Annotated in this window: 24 protein-coding genes; 10 read left to right on the forward strand and 14 right to left on the reverse strand. The window is 53.5% G+C overall.

Going from position 1 to position 23,154, the window contains the following annotated elements; genetic code table 11:
* Position 1: 1 nt before the first annotated feature.
* A complete protein-coding gene (zipA, locus tag V2154_RS14925) occupies positions 2-1,030 on the reverse strand; it encodes a cell division protein ZipA (RefSeq protein ID WP_353502867.1) in 1,029 nt (342 codons plus the stop codon).
* 225 nt (positions 1,031-1,255) lie between these two features.
* On the opposite strand from zipA, the gene cysZ reads away from it, so the two are divergent.
* From cysZ to crr, 5 genes are all read left to right on the forward strand, one after another.
* Complete coding sequence (gene cysZ / locus V2154_RS14930) at positions 1,256-2,044, forward strand: sulfate transporter CysZ (protein WP_353502868.1); 789 nt, start codon at positions 1,256-1,258, stop codon at positions 2,042-2,044.
* Positions 2,045-2,251: 207 nt separating this feature from the next.
* Positions 2,252-3,217 carry a cysteine synthase A gene (cysK, locus tag V2154_RS14935; RefSeq protein WP_353502869.1) on the forward strand — a complete coding sequence of 322 codons (966 nt, stop codon included), beginning with the start codon at positions 2,252-2,254 and terminating at the stop codon, positions 3,215-3,217.
* A 402-nt stretch (positions 3,218-3,619) separates the two neighbouring features.
* Positions 3,620-3,877 carry a phosphocarrier protein Hpr gene (ptsH, locus tag V2154_RS14940; RefSeq protein WP_353502870.1) on the forward strand — a complete coding sequence of 86 codons (258 nt, stop codon included), beginning with the start codon at positions 3,620-3,622 and terminating at the stop codon, positions 3,875-3,877.
* A gap of 47 nt (positions 3,878-3,924) precedes the next feature.
* A complete protein-coding gene (gene ptsI, locus V2154_RS14945) occupies positions 3,925-5,652 on the forward strand; it encodes a phosphoenolpyruvate-protein phosphotransferase PtsI (RefSeq protein WP_353502871.1) in 1,728 nt (575 codons plus the stop codon).
* Positions 5,653-5,699: 47 nt separating this feature from the next.
* Complete coding sequence (gene crr / locus V2154_RS14950) at positions 5,700-6,209, forward strand: PTS glucose transporter subunit IIA (protein WP_353502872.1); 510 nt, start codon at positions 5,700-5,702, stop codon at positions 6,207-6,209.
* Positions 6,210-6,304: 95 nt separating this feature from the next.
* Here crr and V2154_RS14955 read toward each other — a convergent pair whose 3' ends face one another.
* The 11 genes from V2154_RS14955 to V2154_RS15005 all read right to left on the reverse strand — a co-directional run bounded on the left by V2154_RS14955 (position 6,305) and on the right by V2154_RS15005 (position 15,715).
* Entirely contained in the window at positions 6,305-7,654 is a 1,350-nt protein-coding gene (locus V2154_RS14955) for a HAMP domain-containing sensor histidine kinase (protein WP_353502873.1), read from the reverse strand.
* A complete protein-coding gene (locus V2154_RS14960) occupies positions 7,635-8,318 on the reverse strand; it encodes a response regulator transcription factor (RefSeq protein ID WP_353504004.1) in 684 nt (227 codons plus the stop codon). The genes V2154_RS14955 and V2154_RS14960 overlap by 20 nt, the downstream gene beginning before the upstream one ends.
* Positions 8,319-8,418: 100 nt before the next feature.
* Entirely contained in the window at positions 8,419-9,303 is an 885-nt protein-coding gene (gene cysM / locus V2154_RS14965) for a cysteine synthase CysM (protein ID WP_353502874.1), read from the reverse strand.
* A 128-nt stretch (positions 9,304-9,431) separates the two neighbouring features.
* On the reverse strand, positions 9,432-10,526 hold the full coding sequence (gene cysA, locus V2154_RS14970) for a sulfate/thiosulfate ABC transporter ATP-binding protein CysA (protein WP_034792038.1): 1,095 nt from the start codon (positions 10,524-10,526) through the stop codon (positions 9,432-9,434).
* Positions 10,516-11,391, reverse strand: coding sequence for a sulfate/thiosulfate ABC transporter permease CysW (gene cysW / locus V2154_RS14975; RefSeq protein ID WP_353502875.1), 876 nt, complete (start codon positions 11,389-11,391; stop codon positions 10,516-10,518). Before cysW ends, cysA begins: the two co-directional genes overlap by 11 nt.
* Positions 11,391-12,221 carry a sulfate/thiosulfate ABC transporter permease CysT gene (gene cysT, locus V2154_RS14980; protein ID WP_034792042.1) on the reverse strand — a complete coding sequence of 277 codons (831 nt, stop codon included), beginning with the start codon at positions 12,219-12,221 and terminating at the stop codon, positions 11,391-11,393. Before cysT ends, cysW begins: the two co-directional genes overlap by 1 nt.
* Positions 12,221-13,237, reverse strand: a complete 1,017-nt coding sequence (locus V2154_RS14985; RefSeq protein ID WP_353502876.1) for a sulfate ABC transporter substrate-binding protein — start codon at positions 13,235-13,237, stop codon at positions 12,221-12,223. The genes cysT and V2154_RS14985 overlap by 1 nt, the downstream gene beginning before the upstream one ends.
* Before the next feature lie 227 nt (positions 13,238-13,464).
* Positions 13,465-14,364 carry a Dyp-type peroxidase gene (locus V2154_RS14990; protein WP_353502877.1) on the reverse strand — a complete coding sequence of 300 codons (900 nt, stop codon included), beginning with the start codon at positions 14,362-14,364 and terminating at the stop codon, positions 13,465-13,467.
* Between the two features lie 139 nt (positions 14,365-14,503).
* Positions 14,504-15,127, reverse strand: a complete 624-nt coding sequence (locus V2154_RS14995; protein WP_353504005.1) for an RpoE-regulated lipoprotein — start codon at positions 15,125-15,127, stop codon at positions 14,504-14,506.
* Complete coding sequence (locus V2154_RS15000) at positions 15,018-15,245, reverse strand: hypothetical protein (protein WP_353504054.1); 228 nt, start codon at positions 15,243-15,245, stop codon at positions 15,018-15,020. The genes V2154_RS14995 and V2154_RS15000 overlap by 110 nt, the downstream gene beginning before the upstream one ends.
* A 26-nt stretch (positions 15,246-15,271) precedes the next feature.
* Positions 15,272-15,715: a DUF2919 domain-containing protein gene (locus V2154_RS15005; RefSeq protein WP_353502878.1), complete on the reverse strand. Its 444-nt coding sequence runs from the start codon at positions 15,713-15,715 to the stop codon at positions 15,272-15,274.
* Positions 15,716-15,884: 169 nt separating this feature from the next.
* On the opposite strand from V2154_RS15005, the gene V2154_RS15010 reads away from it, so the two are divergent.
* Positions 15,885-16,286, forward strand: coding sequence for a YgiW/YdeI family stress tolerance OB fold protein (locus V2154_RS15010; RefSeq protein WP_353504006.1), 402 nt, complete (start codon positions 15,885-15,887; stop codon positions 16,284-16,286).
* 92 nt (positions 16,287-16,378) lie between these two features.
* Here V2154_RS15010 and V2154_RS15015 read toward each other — a convergent pair whose 3' ends face one another.
* Positions 16,379-16,804 (reverse strand): GNAT family acetyltransferase, encoded by a 426-nt coding sequence (locus V2154_RS15015; RefSeq protein WP_353502879.1) that lies wholly within the window; start codon positions 16,802-16,804, stop codon positions 16,379-16,381.
* 217 nt (positions 16,805-17,021) lie between these two features.
* Between V2154_RS15015 and amiA the strand changes: the two genes are divergently transcribed.
* The 4 genes from amiA to uriH all read left to right on the forward strand — a co-directional run bounded on the left by amiA (position 17,022) and on the right by uriH (position 20,458).
* Positions 17,022-17,909, forward strand: coding sequence for an N-acetylmuramoyl-L-alanine amidase AmiA (gene amiA / locus V2154_RS15020; RefSeq protein ID WP_353502880.1), 888 nt, complete (start codon positions 17,022-17,024; stop codon positions 17,907-17,909).
* A 141-nt stretch (positions 17,910-18,050) separates the two neighbouring features.
* The gene (gene hemF / locus V2154_RS15025; RefSeq protein WP_353502881.1) at positions 18,051-18,983 is read left to right on the forward strand and encodes an oxygen-dependent coproporphyrinogen oxidase; all 933 of its coding nucleotides are present in this window, start codon (positions 18,051-18,053) and stop codon (positions 18,981-18,983) included.
* On the forward strand, positions 18,983-19,432 hold the full coding sequence (locus tag V2154_RS15030) for a YaiI/YqxD family protein (protein WP_034792058.1): 450 nt from the start codon (positions 18,983-18,985) through the stop codon (positions 19,430-19,432). The genes hemF and V2154_RS15030 overlap by 1 nt, the downstream gene beginning before the upstream one ends.
* Positions 19,433-19,510: 78 nt before the next feature.
* Complete coding sequence (gene uriH, locus V2154_RS15035; protein ID WP_353502882.1) at positions 19,511-20,458, forward strand: uridine-preferring nucleoside hydrolase UriH; 948 nt, start codon at positions 19,511-19,513, stop codon at positions 20,456-20,458.
* Positions 20,459-20,549: 91 nt separating this feature from the next.
* Here the strand turns inward: uriH and maeB are convergent, their stop codons facing one another.
* Positions 20,550-22,829 carry an NADP-dependent oxaloacetate-decarboxylating malate dehydrogenase gene (gene maeB, locus V2154_RS15040; RefSeq protein WP_353502883.1) on the reverse strand — a complete coding sequence of 760 codons (2,280 nt, stop codon included), beginning with the start codon at positions 22,827-22,829 and terminating at the stop codon, positions 20,550-20,552.
* Between the last annotated feature and the right edge of the window lie 325 nt (positions 22,830-23,154).

Here is a 23,154-nt window from a genome sequence, read left to right on the forward strand (position 1 = left end):
TTTATTTGGCCGTCGCGTCAAGAACCTCGCGAATACGCGCTTTATAGGTTTCCAGTTTTTGTGGTGTGATCATGCGTCGCTCATCATCGAGAACCATGCCACCCACGTCGTCAGCAATACGCTGAGCCGACTGTAACAACAGTTTGAAGTTCTGATGCGCATCGCCATAGCAAGGCACCATCATGAACAGCGTGATCCCAGGAGTTGAGAAGTCGGACATGGTATCTGGGTCAAAGGAGCCAGGTTTCACCATATTCGCCAAACTAAACAGCACGGGGCCACTGCCCGCCGGGCTAACATGGCGGTGGAAAATGTTCATCGCGCCAAACTGGAAGCCAGCCTGCAATACGCTATTGAGCAACACTTCACCGCCAATTACGCCACCCTGATGTGCGGCAACATGCAGCACCAGAACGGTCTCTTTCAGCTTCTCTTTCACCGGCGCTTCTTCTGCCAAAGAGAAAGGTGAATCATTGTGCGGCTCAGCTTTGGCCGCTGGTGCAGCATCAGGATGGATCTCTTCCGGTGGAACCGGGGCCTGTGGCTTCTCGATTTCGCGCGCTGGCTGAGGTGCAGCCTCACGCTGAGGAGCGGCATGCTGCGGCGCAAAACTGGTTTCACGACGCGGAGCATCAGCAGGATCAGCCGCTGAGTAACCACTCAACAACGGATCATCCTGAGCCGCAACGGGCTGAGGAGCCGGCTGACGCGGCGCAGTAGGCTGTTGGACGGGAGGAGCCTGCGGTGGGCGCTGTGGCTGAGTGCGAACAGGAGCAACTTGCTCAGGTTCATCATACTCGCCAAAAGAAGGTTCATCCTGAGGATAGGATGGACGCACGCGCACTTCACCCACCCCGTCGACGAAATCGTCGGCCGGAGATTGCTCTCGTTCTTTTTTCACACGTTTAGTTGGACGATCGCGAAAAAGCGAAGAGCGTTCTTTACGGCTGGTCCACAAACCGTGCAATAACAACGCTATTATGGCGATCGCGCCAACAACGATTAATATCAGACGCAAATCCTGCATCATTGCTATCTCTAGGTTGTTCTAATTCATTGCCACCACGGCAAACATTCACATTTCTAACTCTATTTGCCTGAGTTGATAAGTGCAAGTCTGGACACTACTTTCTAGTAATAAACATGATTAGGGCACCTTTTTTTGTCGCTTTTTCAGCCAATACGCTGCTAGCCAGTGGAAAATCATATCGATATGATAGTTCACGTCCTTCAACTCAGAGAGAAAATTTCTTTTATGACATCTTCGCAAGGCGCTAACGCGGTAAACGGAGTTCACTATTTCAGCAAGGGGTGGTCACTGATTTCCTTGCCTGGTATTCGTCGCTTTGTGGTTTTGCCACTGTTGGTGAACATTATTCTGATGGGTGGCGCATTTTGGTGGTTATTCGCCAAATTGGGTGACTGGATCCCGGCCATGATGAGCAAGATACCAGCCTGGCTGAGCTGGCTGGATTACCTGCTTTGGCCGATAGCCGTGCTCTCCGTGCTGCTGGTGTTCAGCTACTTATTTAGTACCATCGCTAACCTGATAGCCGCGCCGTTCAGCGGCCTGCTGGCGGAACAGCTTGAAGCCCGACTGACGGGTAAGGTCCAGCCCGACACCGGTATTTGGGGAATAATGAAAGATCTGCCGCGCATCATGAAGCGCGAATGGCAGAAATTGGCTTATTACATCCCGCGCGCCATTGTGCTGCTGGTGCTCTATTTTATTCCCGGCATCGGTCAAACCTTCGCGCCCGTGCTGTGGTTCCTGTTCAGCGCGTGGATGCTCTCTATTCAATATTGCGACTACCCTTTCGATAACCACAAAGTCAGCTTCCTTGATATGCGTCGCTCGCTCGGTCGCCATAAAGTCGACAATTTACAGTTCGGCGCGCTGGTCAGCCTGTTCACCATGATCCCGGTGCTGAATCTGGTCATCCTGCCGGTCGCCGTTTGTGGCGCAACGGCAATGTGGGTCGATCGCTACCGCGATCTACACGTGGTCGACGGGCAGGACATAAGTCAAACTCGCCGCCGCTAAGCCCCCATTTTCTCAACGGCCACTGCAACCCAGTGGCCGTTTTTTCATCTTGATCCTTGTGTCGGAAACATATTTCTTAATAACATATAGATATACCAATTCCTTACTTCACTGGGAAAACCGATCGCGTATGCTTTCGTGATTCCCACTATTTTCATAGTGTTGAAACCACACACTGCGGAATTCCAACCAGTTAAAGGACGGGTTATGAGCAAGATCTATGAAGACAATTCATTAACAATCGGCCACACGCCGCTGGTTCGCCTGAACCGTATTGGCAATGGGCGTATTCTGGCTAAGGTCGAGTCACGTAACCCGAGCTTCAGCGTCAAATGTCGTATCGGCGCGAACATGATTTGGGATGCTGAAAAACGCGGCATTCTGAACAAAGATATCGAGCTGGTAGAACCCACCAGCGGCAACACCGGCATCGCGCTGGCTTACGTTGCGGCTGCTCGTGGCTATAAATTAACCCTGACCATGCCTGAAACCATGAGCGTTGAGCGCCGTAAGCTGCTTAAGGCGCTGGGGGCCAATCTGGTGCTGACCGAAGGCGCTAAGGGTATGAAAGGTGCGATTGCTAAAGCTGAAGAGATTCAGGCCAGCGATCCAAACCGCTACTTGATTCTGCAGCAGTTCAGCAACCCGGCTAACCCGGCAATTCACGAACAAACTACCGGCCCTGAGATTTGGGAAGATACCGACGGCGCGGTTGACGTGTTCATCGCAGGCGTGGGTACCGGCGGTACTATCACCGGCGTAGGTCGCTATCTGAAAGGCAAGAAAAGCAGCGTAAAACTGATTGCCGTTGAGCCAACCGACTCTCCTGTCATCACTCAGACGCTGAATGGCGAAGAAGTGAAGCCCGGCCCACACAAGATTCAGGGCATTGGCGCAGGGTTCATTCCGGGCAACCTTGATTTAGACCTAATCGACCGCGTGTCTCTGATCACCAATGACGAATCCATCAGCATGGCGCGTCGTTTGATGGAAGAAGAAGGTATTCTGGCGGGTATCTCCTCCGGCGCGGCCGTCGCCGCAGCGGTGAAACTTTCTGAAGAGCCAGAGTTCGCCGATAAGACTATCGTCGTCATCCTGCCATCTTCCGGCGAGCGCTATTTGAGTACCGCATTGTTTGCAGATTTGTTTACGGAAAAAGAATTGCAACAATAATGCCACATTATTTAAATCGATTAAAAAAGCACCCAAATGGGTGCTTTTTTGTGGCCTACATCAAAGTTTATAGCAGTCTATGATTGATTTTATCGGCAAGGTTTAGTATTTAACCCTTCAATTATTTCGATGCGCGAAATTAATCAGCTTCCTGAATGTCTGCTGCTGAATCGATTTACTGATTTGTTACAAGATGGTGAAACACGGCATAATGGGAAGTTGCTAGGAATTGGGAAGCGCCCGACATTCTTTTTGTCACAATGTGCTTATTTTCGCCTTTTCCTGTTGCATCACACCTTGCCCCTGAACCATAGTCAGGCGCGAATCTTATCAGGCTAAAGTCGGCCTATTGAGCTAGACTTTAGCTCCACAACATTACTTTAATAAGTTGGGGAAACAACAATGTTCCAGCAAGAAGTTACTATTACCGCACCTAACGGTCTGCACACCCGCCCTGCCGCACAGTTCGTGAAAGAAGCTAAAGGTTTTACTGCTGACATCACCGTGACTTCTAACGGTAAAAGCGCTAGCGCAAAGAGCCTTTTCAAACTGCAAACTCTGGGTCTGACTCAGGGCACAGTGGTAACCCTCTCTGCAGAAGGTGAAGACGAGCAGAAAGCCGTTGAACACTTGGTAAAACTGATGGCAGAGCTCGAGTAACAAGCCCGGTCTTAATAGTTTAAACCAGTCAAGAGAAAGGTAGGGTTATGATTTCAGGCATTTTAGTATCTCCCGGTATCGCTTTCGGCAAAGCGCTTCTGTTGAAAGAAGATGAGATTGTCATCAACCGGAAAAAAATCTCTCCTGAAGAAGTTGATCAGGAAGTAAAACGTTTCCTGTCAGGCCGTGCTAAAGCTTCAGCACAGTTAGAGACGATCAAGACCAAAGCAGGCGAGACCTTCGGTGAAGAGAAAGAAGCCATCTTCGAAGGCCACATTATGTTGTTGGAAGACGAAGAGCTTGAGCAGGAAATCATAGCCCTTATCAAAGATGAGCACGCTTCCGCTGACGCCGCTGCCTTTTCTGTTATTGAAGGGCAAGCCAAGGCTTTGGAAGAGCTGGATGATGAATACCTGAAAGAGCGCGCGGCTGACGTGCGTGACATCGGTAAACGCCTTCTGCGCAACATTTTGGGACTGGCGATTGTCGATCTGAGCTCCATTCAGGATGAAGTTATTCTGGTCGCGACCGATCTGACGCCATCAGAGACTGCACAGCTGAACCTGAACAAGGTGCTGGGCTTCATCACTGATCTGGGCGGCCGTACTTCCCACACCTCCATCATGGCGCGTTCTCTGGAATTACCGGCAATCGTCGGCACCAGCGATGTGACCAAGCAGGTGAAAAATGATGACTATCTGATCCTTGATGCCGTAAACAATAAAATCTACGTCAACCCGACGGCAGATATTATTGACGAGCTGAAAGCCGTTCAGAACCAGTACATCTCAGAAAAAGACGAACTGACCAAGCTGAAAGACTTGCCGGCAATTACGCTGGACGGTCATCAGGTGGAAGTTTGTGCCAATATCGGTACCGTGCGCGACGTCGCCGGTGCAGAGCGCAATGGCGCTGAAGGTGTTGGCCTGTATCGTACCGAATTCCTGTTCATGGACCGTGAAAGCCTGCCTACCGAAGAAGAGCAATTCCAGGCATATAAAGCAGTTGCTGAAGCGATGGGCTCACAGGCAGTTATCGTGCGTACCATGGACATTGGCGGTGACAAAGACCTGCCATACATGAACTTGCCGAAAGAAGAGAACCCATTCCTGGGCTGGCGCGCAATCCGCATCTGTTTGGACCGTAAAGAAATTCTTCACGACCAGCTGCGTGCCATTCTGCGTGCTTCCGCGTTCGGTAAACTGCGTATCATGTTCCCAATGATCATTTCCGTTGAGGAAGTGCGTGAACTGAAAGCAGAGCTGGACTTGCTGAAAGCGCAACTGCGCGAAGAAGGCAAAGCCTTTGATGAAAGCATTGAAGTTGGCGTGATGGTGGAAACACCAGCGGCGGCAGTGATTGCTCATCATCTGGCAAAAGAAGTCGATTTCTTCAGTATTGGTACTAACGATCTTACCCAGTATACTCTGGCAGTAGATCGCGGTAATGAGCTGATTTCTCATCTTTACAACCCAATGTCACCTTCTGTACTGGCTTTAATTAAGCAAGTCATTGACGCATCTCATGCTGCTGGCAAATGGACAGGCATGTGTGGCGAGCTAGCAGGTGACGAACGTGCTACACTTCTTCTATTGGGCATGGGTTTAGATGAGTTCAGCATGAGTGCTATCTCTATCCCGCGCATCAAGAAAATTATTCGTAATACGAACTTCGAAGATGTGAAAGCGCTGGCAGACCAGGCCCTGGCCCAACCTACGGCGCAAGAGTTAATGAACCTGGTTAACAAGTTCATTGAAGAAAAAACACTCTGCTAATTGCGCGATGCTGGAAAGCTGCCCAAATTAATGCTTAGGAGAAGATCATGGGTTTGTTCGATAAACTGAAATCACTAGTTTCTGATGATAAAAAAGAAGTTGGCACTATTGAAATCGTAGCGCCGATCTCTGGTGAAATTGTCAACATTGAAGATGTGCCAGACGTTGTTTTCGCTGAGAAAATCGTCGGCGACGGTATTGCCATCAAACCAGCTGGCAACAAAATGGTTGCACCGGTTGACGGTACTATCGGTAAAATCTTCGAAACTAACCATGCTTTCTCTATCGAATCCGACAGCGGCATTGAGCTGTTTGTCCACTTCGGTATTGATACCGTTGAACTGAAAGGCGAAGGCTTCAAACGCATCGCTGAAGAAGGTCAACGCGTTAAGAAAGGTGATTTGATTATCGAGTTTGATCTGCCTCTGCTGGAAGAGAAAGCCAAGTCTACCCTGACTCCGGTTGTTATCTCTAACATGGATGAGATCAAAGAGCTGATTAAACTGACTGGTACTGTGACCGTTGGCGAAACGCCAATCATCCGTATCAAAAAGTAAGTCTCTCAATGATGTGAAAAGGCGCTTAATCTAAGCGCCTTTTTTATTGCCTGGTATTCTTGAAAACGTGCTGATTGGCTAGATTGCCTGCCGGTTTAAATCTTCCAGTGCGGCACTTGCAGGCTGATGATCAGGCCGTGCGGCGTGGCGTTGCGCGCCTCGACTTTGCCATCGTGCGCCACCATCACTTTGCGCGTAATAGCTAAGCCAAGCCCGTAGCCTTTGCCCGATAGCGGCGACATCACACGGACAAAGGGGTCGAAGATGCTAGAGAGCTTGTCTTCCTCGACGCCCGGCCCCTGATCTTCCACTTCAATCGTCAACCAACCTTCCGACTGAATCAGCGACACCACCACTTTTTGCTCGCGGGCGGAGAAACGCAGCGCGTTGCGCACCACGTTATCAATTGCCCGTCGCATCAGCTCGGCATTGCCCTTCACCGTGTAGTCATTCTGATCAGGAGTGTCTGGCCTCAGCTCAATCTCTACGCCGGGAAGCTGTGCTTCGTAGCGCGCATCGTTGACCACCGCCTCCACCAGCCCATACAGATCAAAATACTCTTCGTGCGGCATCTGGTCGTTTTCAGTTCGTGAGAGCGCCAGCAGTTCGCCAATCATCTTATCCAGCCGCCCCGCCTCATGTTCGATACGCTGTAATGAGGTTTCGACGTTAAGGGGGTTCTGCCGCGCCAGGCCAATCGCTAGCTGTAATCGGGCCAAGGGTGAGCGTAGTTCATGGGAAACGTCGTGGAGCAGCTCCTCGCGCGCTTTAACCAGCACCTGTAGGCGTTCGGCCATGGAGTCGAAGTCCCGCGCCACGTCGGACAGCTCGTCGTGGCGTTTGCCCATTTTGGCAAACAGGCGCACCGACAGGTCCCCCTGAGCCACGCGGCCAAAGGCCTGACGCATTTGCAGCATTGGCCGAGTTAGGTTCCACGCCAGCACCGCGCTGAACAGCAGGCCGCCGAGGCCGCCTATCCATAGCAGCGGCGTCGGGATGTGTAGCATATGCTCGCGATGCTTCGGCCGGTATTCGCTCATCAGCCCTTCAACGTTATAACGCAGCCGATAGCCCTGCCCTTTCGGCCCCTGCACGAACTCGACAATCTCTTTCGGCGCGTTACCCGGCGCCAGCGACTGCAGCGTTTCGCCTTCGGCGGGCACCATCGAGGGGGTGACGGAGAAGAACTGGCGGTCATCATCCGGCCAGTCGGCCATCATGGCGTCGAGGGCGGGCATGCCGCCTGAGCGCAATGTGGAGACGGCTGAGGTGATTTGCAGCTTCACAAACCGTCGCGCGATGCCGCTTTCCGGCGGCTCGTGGTGGTTATAGAAAGCAAAAGTCACCCAGAGAACCTGAGTGATGGCGATGAAGGTGAACCAAAATCCAAACAGGATTTTCCAAAATAGCCTTCCGCGAAGGCGTTTACCTGATGCGATAGCCAATACTTCTTACCGTCTCAATAGTCAGGATATCACCGCCAGCAAGGGACGCCAGTTTCTGGCGAATGTTGCTGATATGCACATCAATGCTGCGGTCGTAGGCCTCGCGCGGACGCCCCAAGCCTTTCTCGGACAGCTCATCCTTGGACACCACGCGCTCTGGCGCGCGCAGCAACAGCTCCAGCAGATTGAATTCAGAGGCGGTCAAGTCAAACAGCGCACCACGCCACTGGCTGCTGCGCGTCGCGGGATTCAATGTCAGGTCACCATAATGGATGACGGACGAGTCAGAAGGGGCTTCCTGCTGCTCTTCAACACGACGCAGCACGGCACGCAGGCGCGCCACCAGCTCGCGCGGATAGCAGGGCTTCGGCATATAGTCGTCAGCGCCCATCTCCAGCCCGATAACGCGATCGATGTTGTCGCCTTTGGCGGTCAGCATGATGATCGGCAGACGGCTGTTTTTACGCACTTGGCGCAGCACGTCGATGCCGCTCATATCAGGCAGCATAATATCGAGGATCATCGCGGAATAATCGCCGGACATCGCGCCGTCAATGCCCGCCTTGCCGGTCAGCACCAGCGATGCGTTGAAACCTTCAGCAATCAAATATTCGCTGAGCATGGTACCCAGTTCGAGATCGTCATCGACCAATAAAATTTTCATCATCATTTCCACCTAACTGAGTTCTGGTTATTTTTATCCCTAACCCGACCACGCGCAGCCGCTTTTACTCTAATTTTACACTTGTAAGTCAAATTTGGGCTTAGAGATCGAACACCCCGGTCGAAAGATAGCGATCGCCACGGTCGCAAATGATCGCCACCACCAGGCTGCCGGGGTTGGCACGAGCAACGCGCAGAGCGCCAGCTACCGCGCCGCCGGAGCTAACGCCGCAGAAAATCCCCTCTTGGCGAGCCAGCTCGCGCATGGTGTCTTCAGCCTCTTGCTGCGCCATGTCGATGGTTTCATCCACCAGTTCTGCCTTGAAGATACCCGGCATATAAGCCTGCGGCCAGCGGCGAATGCCCGGAATGCTGCTGCCCTCTTCGGGCTGCAAACCAATGATTTTCACCTCACTGCTCTGAGTGCGCAGGAAGCGGCTGACGCCGGTAATGGTGCCGGTGGTGCCCATACTGGAAACAAAATGGGTTATGCGTCCCGCCGTTTGCTGCCAAATTTCCGGGCCGGTGGTCGTGAAATGTGCCAGCGGATTATCAGCATTATTAAACTGATCCAGCACCTTGCTCTGCCCCTGTCTCTGCATCTCCAACGCCAAGTCTCGCGCGCCTTCCATCCCCTGCGCACGGCTAATCAGCAGCAATTCTGCCCCATAGGCGCGCATAGAGGCCTGACGCTCCAGGCTCATATTTTCCGGCATTAATAGCTTGAGTTTATAACCCTTGAGCGCGGCAATCATCGCCAGGGCGATACCGGTGTTACCACTGGTGGCTTCAATCAGCGTATCGCCAGGGCGGATCTCCCCGCGCTTTTCAGCCTGCTCGATCATAAAAAGCGCGGCGCGATCTTTAACCGAGCCAGCGGGGTTATTGCCTTCCAGTTTGACCCAAATCTCACTGTCCAGATCCTGGGTCAGTCGCTGTAATTTCACCAGAGGCGTATTGCCGATGTACTGTTCGAGCGTGCTCACTGTGCTTGCCTTATCGCTATGGGTTATAAACACCATGTAAAAACGAATAAATAAGAATTAGACGATAAAAAGGGCAGCTCGCAGACCGCCCTTTTTTTAGAAATTTAACCTGAATTGGCTAAAAAGTATCAGGCACTTTTCGCCAATGCAACGGGTTGCAGTGCTTCGTCCCCGGCGTACAGGCGGCCATTCAAGCCCCCTACGTAGAACTTGTCGCCGCGCTGCGGGGTAGATTGTCCTGCAAAATCAGACAGTACCACTGACAGTGGCTCGTCGTGCCAACCTTCGGCATGGACGATTAACTGCCAGAAATGACCTCGCGGGCTGACTTCCAACACTTTCACCGGTAGCGGGCAGCGCTGGGTTGGCTGCGCGGTGATTTCCATTTCCCACGGGCGCAGGAATAGATCAACCGCGCCCTGATGCAACGGCGGGTTTTCCAGCGGCCAGTGATATGGGCCGACGTAGAGCTGGGAGCCGCGAATGTCGCCGCTGATTTTATTCACTTCGCCCATAAACTCCAGCACGAAGCGCGTTGCCGGGTCACGCCAGATTTCCGGCGGCGTGCCCACTTGTTCGATATTGCCTTGGCTCATCACCACCACGCGATCCGCGACTTCCATTGCCTCTTCCTGGTCGTGGGTGACAAACACGCTGGTGAATTTCAACTCTTCGTGCAGCTGACGCAGCCAGCGGCGCAGCTCTTTACGTACCTGAGCATCCAGCGCGCCGAAAGGCTCATCCAACAGCAAGATTTGCGGCTCGACCGCCAGAGCGCGGGCCAGCGCCACGCGCTGCTTCTGCCCGCCGGACAGCTGGGACGGATAGCGATTCGCCAAGTGGCTTAGCTGCACCATTTCCAGCAGCTGAGTGACTTTCTTTTTAATCGCTTCCGTATTCGGGCGCTCGCGGCGCGGCAGAACGGTCAGGCCAAAGGCGATGTTATCGAACACCGTCATGTGGCGGAACAGCGCGTAATGTTGGAATACAAAACCGACCTGACGGTCGCGGGCGTGAACCTGACTGACGTCTTTGCCGTGGAAGCTCAGCTTACCGGCGCTCTGGTTTTCAAGACCGGCGATAATGCGCAGCAGCGTGGTTTTGCCGGAGCCGGACGGCCCGAGCAGCGCCACCATTTGGCCGGAAGGAATATCGAGCGAGATATCGTTCAGCACCTTGGTGCGGCCGAAGTATTTGTTGATACCGTTAATTTCAATGCTCATTGCTATCCTCCCGCTCAAGACGGTCGTTGTGACGCTTCAAACGCCATTGCAGGCCGCTTTTCAGAAATAGGGTGACTATCGCCATCAGGGTCAACAGCGCGGCGGCGGTAAACGCGCCAGCGGTGTTGTAGTCCTGATGCAGTAATTCAACTTGTAATGGCAACGTGTAGGTTTCGCCGCGGATTGAACCGGAAACCACCGACACGGCGCCGAACTCACCAATGGCGCGGGCGTTGGTCAACACCACGCCGTACAGCAGCGCCCAGCGAATATTGGGTAAGGTCACGCGGCGGAACATCTGCCAACCCGATGCGCCGAGCAGCACGGCGGCTTCATCTTCATGGCTGCCCTGACTGAGCATCACCGGCACCAGCTCGCGAATAACAAACGGACAGGTGACGAAAATAGTCACCATCACCATGCCCGGCCAGGCGAACATAAATTGCAGATTATGGGCATCCAGCCACGGCCCCAGCGGGCCATTGGTGCCGTAAAACAGCAGATACAGCAGGCCAGCGACCACCGGCGACACGGCAAAAGGAATGTCGATCAGGGTCAGCAACAGCTGACGCCCTGGGAAATTAAATCGCGCCACCAGCCACGCCAGCAGCGTACCGAACACCAGATTCACCGGCACGGTGATCAGCGCCATTAACACCGTCAGCCAGATAGAGTGCAGCATGTCGGAGTCAGACAGGTTCTTCCAAACCGCCGCAATGCCGTCCGAAAACGCCAGCACGAAAATACTGATCATCGGGATGACCAGCAGCAGCAGGCAAATCAGCATGCCGGTGCCAATCAACAGCCATTTGGTCCAGTCGATTGGCCGACGCACTTCCCCTGAGTAAGCCGGAATATCAGACATTAATGACCTCCAAGACGACGGCCATAACGGCTTTGTAAAGTGTTAATCGCAAACAGCAACAACAGCGACGCCGCCAAAATCACCGAAGCAATCGCGCTGGCCGCCGGGTAGTCAAACTCCTGCAAGCGAATGAAAATCATCAGCGAGGTCACTTCCGTTTTCCACGCGATGTTACCGGCGATGAAAATCACCGCGCCGAACTCGCCAAGGCTGCGGGTGAATGACAGCGCGGTGCCCGCCATCAGCGACGGCATCACCTCTGGCAACACCACGCGGCGGAAGCTCTGCCAGCGCGAAGCACCCAAGGTTTCGGCAGCTTCTTCATACTCCGGCCCTAACTCTTCCAGCACCGGCTGCACCGTGCGCACCACAAACGGAATGCTGGTGAAGGCCATGGCGACTGCAATACCCAGCCAGGTGTAGGCCACTTTGATATCAAAATGCGCCAGCCACTGACCATAAAAGCCGTTGACCGAAAACAGCCCGGCCAGCGTCAGGCCCGCCACCGCCGTCGGCAATGCAAAGGGCAAATCCATTAAGCCGTCGAGCAAGCTCTTGCCCGGAAACTCATAGCGCGTGAGGATCCACGCCATCAGCATGCCGAAGAAGCAGTTAAAAATACTGGCCACGCCCGCCGACAGCAGAGTGACTTTATAAGCCGCAATCACCTGATCATTGGTAATGACCGACCAATACTGCGCCAGCGTCATTTGTGACAACTGCATCACCAATGCGCTCAGCGGCAATAACAGCACCAGACACACGAACAGCAAGCTGCTGCCGAGGCTGAGGGTGAATCCGGGAAGTACGCGTTTGCTCGACAACAACATTACTTGTGACCCTGCTCTAACAATTTATCCAGCTCGCCGCCGGTATCGAAATGCGTTTTCATCACCTGCGGCCAGCTGCCGAACTGATCTTCAACTTTGAATAGCTTGGTATCAGGGAACTGCCCTTTCGCCGCCGCCATGGCCGTTTTGTCATATACGCGGTAGTTGAAGCTGGTGATGATTTTCTGCGCCTGCGGGCTCCAGAGGTAATTCAGGTAATCTTTGGCCGCTTTCTCAGTGCCGTTTTTCTCGACGTTTTTGTCGACCCATGCCACCGGGAACTCCGCCAGAATGTCTACCGGCGGGACAATCACTTCATAGTTGTCGTCGCCGTATTGCTTGCGAATATTGTTCACTTCGGACTCGAAGCTGATCAGCACATCGCCCAGCCCGCGCTCGACGAAGGTGGTGGTGGCGCCACGGCCGCCGGTATCAAACACCTGAACGTTTTTCAGGAACTGGGTCATTTTCGCGCGGGTCTGTTCCTGGTTTTTACCGTCTTCCAGATTGAACGCGCCCCACGCCGCCAGATAGGTATAGCGGCCGTTGCCTGACGTTTTCGGATTCGGGAAGATCAGTTTGACGTCGGCACGGGTTAAGTCGTCCCAGCTGTGAATGTTTTTCGGGTTGCCCTTGCGCACCAAGAACGCCATGGTCGAATAGAACGGCGAACTGTTGTTAGGCAAGCGGCTTTGCCAATTGGCGGGGATCAGGTCACCGCGGTCATGCAGAATTTGTACGTCAGTCACCTGATTGTAAGTGACGACATCGGCCTTCAGGCCTTGCAGAATGGCCAAAGCCTGCTTGGAGGAGCCAGCGTGAGACTGTTTAATCTCCAGCTTGTCGCCACCGTTTTGCTCTGCCCACTGCTTTTGAAATGGCGGATTGAGCGCAGCGAACAGTTCGCGCGCCACATCATAGGAGCTATTGAGTAATTCCGTGGCAGAGGCCGCGCCGCTGGCCAGCAGCATGGCGGCAAGAGAACTCTTGAGTAATCCGCGTCTAAATCCGTTCATTTTCATGCGCCGCCTTGAGTGTATGGACATCCGACATGGCAAAACTCAGCCACTTTAGTAGTCCACAGTGTATTTATAACTCAGGGTCAGGCTGTAACGGTTTTATATACCGTTTAGTGATTTTCAAGCATGAAAAGCTATAAGCCGAAAAAGGCTGGCCTAGGTGGGCATTAACAGTAGTGAGGCGAGACGTGGCGCGCCCGACACAGGCGCGCCAAGGGGGAAAATTAGAGCGCCAGCAGGCGAGTCAGGGACGGCGCGAAATAGTAGCTTCCGGTCACCGGGCGGGTGAAGCGCAGCATGGCGTCGCGCTTGCCGTCTAAGTCACCAAACATGCTCAATAGCTGCTTCTCAATGTTCCACAGGCGCGAGCAATAAGAGATGAAATAAAGGCCGTGTTCGCCGCTGGCGGTGCCGTAAGGCAGGCTCTGGCGCAGAATTTTCAGGCCTTTGCCCTCTTCTTTCAGATCCACGCGGCTGACGTGCGAAGTGTCCGGGCGCGTTTCTGAGTCCAGCTCTTCGTCGGTCAGCTTAGTGCGGCCGATGACCTCTTCTTGCTGGCTGACGGAGAAGCGATTCCACTGGGTTAAATTGTGCTTCCAGCGCTGGACCATCACGTAGCTGCCGCCCGCGTCCTGATGCCCTTCTGGAATGATAGCGACCTGCGCACGTGCTGCGTCTTTCGGGTTTTCGGTGCCATCGACAAAGCCGCTTAAATCGCGATCTTCGATACCACGGAAGCCGTGAGTCTCTTCTTCCACCAGAATCGATTTGCCAAAGGCCGCCAGCGCCGCCTGTGCCACGGCGAAGTTCACGTCATGGCGCAAAGATTGGATATGCAGTAGCACGTCGCGCTGGGTGGCAGGAGCCAGACCTTTGCCTAGCGGCTCGAAAGGTTTTAATTCATCAGCGCCCTGGCCGCCTGAAAGATCGCGCCAGACGTCATGGCCGAAAGCCAGCACCGCGCCGAGTTTTTCTTGGGGGAATTTCTGCTGCATTTCACTTAATGCGGCAGCAAACACACGGCAACCCTGCCGCAGACTATCCAGCTCGCCTTGAACTTTCGCTTCAATGAAAATGCCGAAACGGCAATGTTCGAGCAGAATGCCACTCTGTACCTGAGTCACGTTTTTTATCCTCGTAAATTTGACGGCGGCTATCATAACCGAAGTCAATAAAAATGCCTTGCGCGGACGCAAGGCATTGCAGAGTTTTTCAGCACTAATTTTAAAGGCTTGTTTTAAAGACTTGTTGAGAGAATGGCGCTTAGTTAGCTCGCCAAACAATTTTGCTGACTTTCCAGTCTTTCAGCGCGTCATCAGACGGCATTAGCTCTTCCGGCCCGTGCCATATGCCGCTAAAGACGTAGCTGACGCGCTGGCTCTGCGGCGCTTTACACACCACGCTTTGCGCGTCGTCGCCGGTGCCTTTCACACAACTTTCGAAAGCTTTAGTGTAGAGGTCGCTAAATGGCGTTCCCACTTTGACGCCCCACTCGCTTTCCACTTTAGGGTCAGTGACATCAATGCGCTGCACGCGGCCCTTCGGCTCGCCGCTGAGGGTAATTTTGACCTCTTTGCCGTCCATCGCCTGATAGAACGCCAGCATTTTGCCGTCATTCATCGACATGCCGCTGCGCAGGCGATAGTCGCCGTCTAAGGCATCTTTAATCGCGTCTTCGGTCAGAGGAGTGCTGGCGGTGACTTTGCCCACGCCCTGATCGGTGACTTTCAGGCTGCTGCTAAACCAGTTCATCGGGTTCATGCTCGACCAGGACATGTTAGAAACCGTCGAACAGCCTGTTAATAACAGGGGTAATGCCAGTAAAAGTGGGCTGAGAGCCTTCAGCGGATGCTTCACGCTTGGCTGTTGTTTTGCCCTGTGCGACATAGTCGTCATTCGGTTCACTCCTTTCATGTCCATTTAAGTCTGCCGGGACTCCGTCTAGCCCATTCATAACAAAATGGAGTTTATCGGTCAGCGGCAGTTCGAGTGCTAATTGGCTCAAAAAGTTCAGCCACGAGGCAACAAGCTTTATGTTACCTGCTGAGATGCGTCAAAACAGGCCCGCAGGCGGCGGCTCAATAGCCAATAGGCCAGCGCGGCGGCGTCGAGCAGCGCGAGAGCCAAATCAACCAGCGACGGCGTGTCAGCCCCCTGCCACAGCCCCAACCCTTGCAGCACAAAGGTGATAAACATTCCCGCCAGCAACAGCCAGTAGCCACTTTGCCACAATCGCGGCCACAGATGGCGACGCCCACTTAACATAAAGACCAGCGCCGGAGGCAGGCCGAGTAGCATTCCGTGCCAAAAACTTTGCGTATCAGGATAGAACAGCTTGAGTAAATCCGTGCCCTGTTGGCTTGACGCCCCTGCCATCACAAACAGCAACCACGTGCGCGCCTGCAAAATCAAAATGGTCCAAAACCACAGCGGTAAACGCAGCATGCCGTGATTGTTGTAATCGTCTGGGTTCATAGCCTCAGAAATATTTCCTTCGAATTGTCGTGACTGAAAAGTAACTAACCCAGCTTAAGAAACCGTTAAGAACAGTCTGCTTTAATGTTTCTCAACGCGGCAAGACATCCAATTAAAGGATGAATTGCTACACTCACCAGACCCAGTTAATTAAGGACGACCTATTATGATGAAGAAGATCACTCTGGCAACCCTCATTGCACTTTGCACCCTTCCGGCGTTGGCTCAGCAGACTGGCGGCTTCCAAGACCCGAACGCGCCACAGGCCCAAACCCAGCCGAGCAATAAAGGTGGTTTTACGGGAAACACCACCGCGCTCAGCACGGTGAAAGATGCGCAAACCATGAACGATGACCAATGGGTTCAGCTGGAAGGCTATATCGATCAGCGCGTTGGCAGCGACAAATATATTTTCCGCGATAACAGCGGCACCATTAATGTGGATATCGACCACGACCGCTGGCAGGGACAGAACGTGTCGCCAAAAGATAAAGTGCGGATCGAAGGTGAAGTCGATAAAGACTGGAACTCAGTTGAGATTGATGTGAAATCGATCAAAATCATCAAGTAAGTTTCCGCCCCTTGTCAGCAGTTATTGCCTGTAAATAAAAAAGCCCCGAGCAGTGCATCGGGGCTTTTTATCGGCTCAATAAGCAGTGAGCTTTAATTTTCTTGGTCTTCAATCAGCCGTTTGCCGAGAGTCAGCGCATCCTGAATTTCATAATCCAGCTTTTCATACATGCTCACTACCGCGTCATTTTCGGCACGCACCATTAAATTAATTTTCGGGCAGCCTCGGGCAATTAACTTCTTTTCCAGACGATTAATTAGTGCATTAGCAATGCCTCGCCCGCGATAATCAGGATGCACGCCAAGGTAATATGCTGACCCGCGATGACCATCATAGCCGCCCATCACGGAACCCACGACTTCACCGCCAACTTCGGCGACCAGAAACAGTTCAGGACTGTGGTTCTGTTTACGCTCAATGTCCATTTCAGGATCATTCCACGGGCGCAGCAGATCGCAGCGCTCCCATAAGGTCAGCACTTCGTCGAAATCATCTTGCCGGTATATGCGAATGTCCATCACTGTTCGCCGCTGTTTGTTAAAGAGTTAATAGGTATTGGTTAATTATCGCGTGATCTGCTTGATACGCAATATCAAAATAGACAGTTACTCACATTCGCTTCTAATTTATTCATTTACGACACAAAATTCATAAAAAGTAATAGTTCTCAGATCGAACCCGCGGGAAGGATACTCTATAACATAACCATTCTGTTTGATGTTGACGGTATGCGCCATGCTTAACCCTTTAAATAAGTTTCTCCATTTCCAACCTTTACCTGCTTCTGCAACCCGCCGCCAACTGTTGCTCTCCGGCCTCGGGCTGGCTTTTGGCGTACTGGGCACTCGCTCCGCCGTTGCGGCGCAACAACAACTGCATATCACCAAAACTGCACCAGCCCCGAAACCGGCGAATGCTAAAAAACTGGTGATGATTGATCCCGGCCACGGCGGCATCGACTCCGGCGCAGTAGGCCATGAAGGCTCGGAAGAGAAACACGTGGTGCTGGAAATCGCCAACTATGTGCGCGAGATCCTTGGCTCCCATATCAACATCGAGGTGAAGCTTACCCGCGATTCCGACCACTTTATTCCGCTTTATCAGCGCGTTGAAATCGCCCACCAGCATCAGGCCGACCTGTTTGTGTCGATTCACGCCGATGGCTACACCAGCCCTAGCGCCTCGGGAGCCTCGGTGTTTGCCTTGTCCAATCGCGGTGCCAGCAGCGCGATGGCGCGCTATATGTCGAAAAAAGAGAATGACGCCGACTTAGTAGCCGGTGCCAAAGTGGCGAAGGAAGACACCAACTATCTGCAACAAGTGTTATTCGACTTAGTGCAGACCGACACCATCAAAAACAGCCTGACCCTCGGCCACCACGTGCTGGAGAGAATTCGCCCTATTCACCATCTGCACAGCCAGCAGACCGAGCAGGCGGCCTTTGCGGTACTGAAGTCGCCATCAATTCCGTCGATTCTGGTGGAAACCTCGTTTATCACCAATCACCACGAAGAGCAGTTGCTCAGCACGACGGCCTTCCGCAAAGAGATTGCTCAGGCGATTTCTCAGGGCATCGTTAATTTCTTTAGCTATTTCGACGCCACTGAACGCAAGCCGCGCTAAGGCTTCGCGCCAGTAATGCGCTCTGCCTATTGCAGCCTTCCTGCATATCAGGCGATTTTGGGTATATACTGAGGCCCATTTTTGATTCAGCGCCTATTCGGGCGCTGAATGTCTTTTAAGCCAACGTCTGTGAGTTAACTCATGAGTCAACCGATCCCCGACATCGCCCAAGTAAAAGCCTTCCTGCTCTCCCTACAGGAAACTATCTGCCAACAGTTAGCCGCCGCCGATGGCAAGGCGCAGTTTGCAGAAGATGAGTGGGTGCGCGAAGAAGGCGGTGGCGGACGCAGCCGCGTATTAACCCAAGGCGCGGTTTTTGAACAAGCGGGCGTCAACTTCTCCCACGTGCATGGCGCCACCTTACCGGCCTCAGCCACGGCGCATCGACCCGAGTTAGCAGGGCGCAGCTTTCAGGCCATGGGCGTCTCTTTAGTGATCCACCCACTCAGCCCTTACATTCCTACCAGCCATGCCAACGTGCGTTTCTTTATCGCGGAAAAGCCGGGTGAAGCACCGGTTTGGTGGTTTGGCGGCGGCTTCGACCTGACGCCTTTCTACGGTTTTGAAGAAGATGCTCGTCATTGGCATTTAACCGCGCAGCAGCTTTGCCAGCCCTTCGGCGGCGACGTCTATCCGAAATATAAAAAGTGGTGTGACGACTACTTCTTTATCAAGCACCGCAAGGAGGCCCGAGGTATCGGCGGCCTGTTCTTCGATGACTTGAACACCCCTGATTTCAACCACTGCTTTGCCTTCATGCAGGCGGTGGGGAATGGCTTTAACGAGGCCTATCTGCCTATCGTTGAGAAGCGCAAATCCATGGCGTGGGGCGAGCGCGAGCGCCAGTTCCAGCTCTACCGCCGTGGCCGTTACGTCGAATTCAATCTGGTTTGGGATCGCGGCACGCTATTCGGCCTGCAAACCGGCGGCAGAACGGAATCTATCTTGATGTCTATGCCCCCTCTGGTGCGTTGGGAATATAACTTCCAGCCAGAAACCGACAGCCCGGAAGCCGCGCTGTACCGCGACTTCCTGCCGGTTCGCGACTGGCTGGCCGACAAGGAGTCCAATTAATGCAAATTTGGGTCGATGCCGACGCCTGCCCGAACGTCATCAAAGAGGTGCTGTTTCGCGCCGCCGAACGTACCGGCATGATGGTGACGCTGGTCGCCAACCAGATTATCCGCACCCCGCCGTCGAAGTTTATCCGCACCCTGCGCGTTGAGGCGGGCTTCGACGTGGCGGATAACGAAATCGTCAAACGCACCGAGCCGGGGGATTTGGTCATCACGGCTGATATCCCGCTGGCTGCCGAAGTAATCGAAAAAGGCGGCGTGGCGCTTAACCCGCGCGGCGAGCGCTACACCACTGAAACCATCAAAGAGCGTTTGAACATGCGCGATTTCATGGACACCATGCGCGCCAGCGGCGTGCAGACCGGCGGGCCACCGGCACTCAACCAGCGTGACCGCCAACAGTTCGCCAATGAGCTGGATAAGTGGCTGCAACAAGCCAAAAAATAATCCGGCCATAATAAAAACAATGTCTTAATTTTTATCCACTTACCTGTATGAAGGTCCCCCTACAAAGAGAAGATAATAATGGCTAAAAAAATCATTCTTGATTGCGACCCGGGGCATGACGATGCAATCGCCATGCTTTTAGCACACGGCAACCCTGAGATTGAACTGCTCGCCGTCACCACCGTTGTCGGCAACCAGACGCTGGAGAAAGTCACTCGTAACGCGTTGGCGGTAGCTCGGGTGGCGAACATCACCGGCGTACCCTTCGCCGCAGGGGCCACTCGCCCACTGGTGCGTCAGGTTGAGGTGGCAGAGGAAATCCACGGTGACTCTGGACTTGATGGCCCTGTGCTGCCAGAACCCGCCATTAAGATTGAGCCGATCCACGCCATTGATCTGATCATCGACCTTGTCATGTCCCATCCGCCAAAAACCATTACTTTGGTACCAACAGGCGGATTAACCAATATCGCCTTAGCCGTGCGCAAAGAGCCGCGCATTGCTGAGCGCGTTAAAGAAGTGGTGCTGATGGGCGGCGGTTACCACGAGGGTAACTGGAGCGCGGTGGCGGAGTTTAATATCAAAATCGACCCCGAAGCCGCGCATATCGTTTTTAACGAAAAGTGGCCACTGACCATGGTCGGGCTTGACCTCACCCATCAGGCACTGGCAACCCCGGAGGTTTACAACCGCATTGCTGCCGTAGGCACTCGCCCGGCCAAATTCGTGACCGAACTGCTCGATTTCTTCAGCCAGAGTTACAAAGACCGTCAGGGTTTCGACGCGCCGCCGGTTCATGATCCATGCGCCGTGGCTTATGTCATCGACCCGAAAGTGATGACGGTGCGCAAAGCGCCGGTTGATATCGAGCTTACCGGCACCCTCACGCTGGGCATGACCGTGGCTGACTTCCGCTCTCCTCCTCCACCTGACTGCCATACACAGGTGGCGGTTAAATTGGACAACCAGCGTTTCTGGGACTTGATTGTCGATGCCCTTGAGCGCATTGGTGAAGTTGAGTTTTAAGCGTCGGCACAACCTAAGCGTTAAACAGAGGCGCTGACTCAGCGCCTCGTCTCCCCTCTTCTTTTATCTCTTTTCAGCTTACCCAGCTCCATCACAGCGGCTCGGTTTGTGCCTCCACTACGGCTAAAGCCACCATATTGACGATGCGCCGCACCGAGGCAATTGGGGTGAGAATATGCACTGGTTTAGAAACACCCATTAGCACCGGCCCCACGGTTACACCTTCCGAGCTAGAGACGCGCAGCAAGTTATAGCTGATACGCGCTGCTTCCATGTTGGGCATAATGAGGATATTCGCCGCGCCTTTTAACGGGCTGTCCGGCATGATGTCCTGACGAATGCTCTCCACCAAGGCAGCATCGCCATGCATTTCGCCATCAATTTCCAGCTCAGGCGCCCGCTGGTTAATTAACGCCAGCGTTTTGCGCATCTTCACCGCCGACGCGCCATCCGAGGTGCCGAAACTTGAGTGAGAAAGCAGTGCAACTTTAGGTTCGATACCAAAACGCCGCACGGTTTCCGCCGCCATCAGGGTGATTTCGGCAAGCTGCTCAGGGGTTGGATCGTCATTGACATAGGTGTCGGCAATAAAGGTGTTGCCGCTCGGCAGCAGCAGCGCGTTCATCGCCCCGGCTACGCTCGCCCCTTCGCGGAAACCAAATACCTTCTCCACCACGTCATAATGCTCGTGATAGGTGCCAATGGTGCCGCAAATCATCGCGTCGGCTTCGCCGCGCAGCAGCATGATAGCGGCGATCAGGGTTGGATTGCCGATCACTTCGCGACGCGCCTGCTCCTGAGACACACCGCGACGCTTCATCAACTGGTAGTACTCGCTCCAGTATTCGTTGAAACGCGGGTCGGACTCATTGTTTACGACATCGAAATCCTTGCCTGCCTCAATTTGCAATCCGAGCTTTTTAAGCCGCATGTCGATGACGCTTGGCCGGCCAACCAGAATGGGTTTCGCCAGCCCCAGCGTTACCAGTTCTTGAGTCGCATGCAGCACGCGCTCCTCCTCCCCCTCTGCCATCACCACGCGTTTAGCGTCGGTTTTGGCTTGGGAGAAAATCGGCTTCATAAACAGGTTGGTTTTGTAGACGAACTCAGAGAGTTTCTCGACATAGGCGTCGAAATCCTCAATCGGCCGGGTCGCCACGCCGGACTCCATCGCCGCTTTCGCCACAGCGGGAGCGATTTTGACAATCAGGCGCGGATCGAAGGGCTTAGGAATGATGTAATCCGGGCCAAAAGAGAGCTCTTCTTCGCCGTAGGCCGAGGCCACAACGTCGCTCTGCTCGGCCATCGCCAGATCGGCAATGGCATGGACACAGGCCAGTTTCATCTCTTCATTTATGGTGGTTGCGCCGACGTCCAGCGCGCCACGGAAGATAAACGGGAAGCACAGCACGTTATTGACCTGATTAGGGAAATCAGAGCGACCGGTACAGATAATGGCATCAGGGCGCACGGCCTTGGCCAGCGGCGGCAGGATCTCCGGCTCGGGGTTCGCCAAAGCTAAAATCAGCGGATCTTTACTCATGGTTTTGACCATATCCTGCGTCAACACGCCGGGGCCAGAACAACCGAGGAAAATGTCTGCATTAGGGATAGCATCGGCCAGCGTGCGCTGCCCGTTGTCATCTATCGCATAGGCGGCTTTGGTTTCCGCCATGTTCTCTTCGCGGCCTTTGTAGATAACCCCGCGCGAATCACAGGCGGTGATGTTATGGCGCTTCAGGCCCAGTGCGACCAACAGGTTCAGGCAGGCAATAGCTGAGGCACCGGCCCCTGATACCACCAGACGGACATCAGAAATGTTTTTACCCACTACTCGCAGACCGTTGAGCACGGCGGCGGTACAGATAATGGCGGTGCCGTGCTGGTCATCATGGAACACAGGAATTTTCATGCGTTCACGCAGCTTTTGCTCAATGTAAAAGCATTCCGGCGCTTTGATATCTTCCAGATTGATGCCGCCAAAGGTCGGCTCCAGGGCGGCGATCACGTCTATCAGTTTGTCCGGATCTAACTCGTCGACTTCGATATCAAACACATCAATGCCGGCGAATTTCTTAAACAATACGCCTTTACCTTCCATCACCGGTTTGCCCGCCAGTGCCCCGATGTTACCCAACCCAAGCACCGCCGTGCCGTTTGAAATCACGGCAACCAAATTGCCTCTCGCAGTATATTTGTAGGCTGCCAGCGGGTCTTTTTGAATTTCAAGGCAAGGAGCCGCCACGCCCGGAGAGTAAGCCAGCGCTAAATCACGCTGAGTGGCGAGGGGTTTGGTCGGAGAAACCTGAATCTTTCCCGGTACAGGAAACTCATGAAAATCGAGCGCACTTTGTTTCAGCTGTTCATCCATCGTCGGGGCCTCTTTTCTTGTTGTAGGTGAGGTAGTTATTCGTCGTTTTTGTAGGGTCATCTGTAGAGATCTGGAAGGCTTTGAGTTCGGCCTTTCACGAAATCTAGTATAGGTAACTTGCCACGACAAACTATGAAGCACGACCAAAATCGAGCCGTTACATCGCTTACTTTTCGTTCACGGAAGACATCTCGCAAAAATGAACTACGCTTAAAGTTCCCCCTTGCGCAACTCAGGTTGAACGTTCAGCCTTGCGTTAGCTTTTGTGTTTTCCATTGCTCTGGCCCATCACAACAATCAGAAAAAGCACATTCAAATTGTTAAC

The organism is Ewingella sp. CoE-038-23 (genome assembly GCF_040419245.1).
Classification (GTDB): domain Bacteria; phylum Pseudomonadota; class Gammaproteobacteria; order Enterobacterales; family Enterobacteriaceae; genus Ewingella; species Ewingella allii.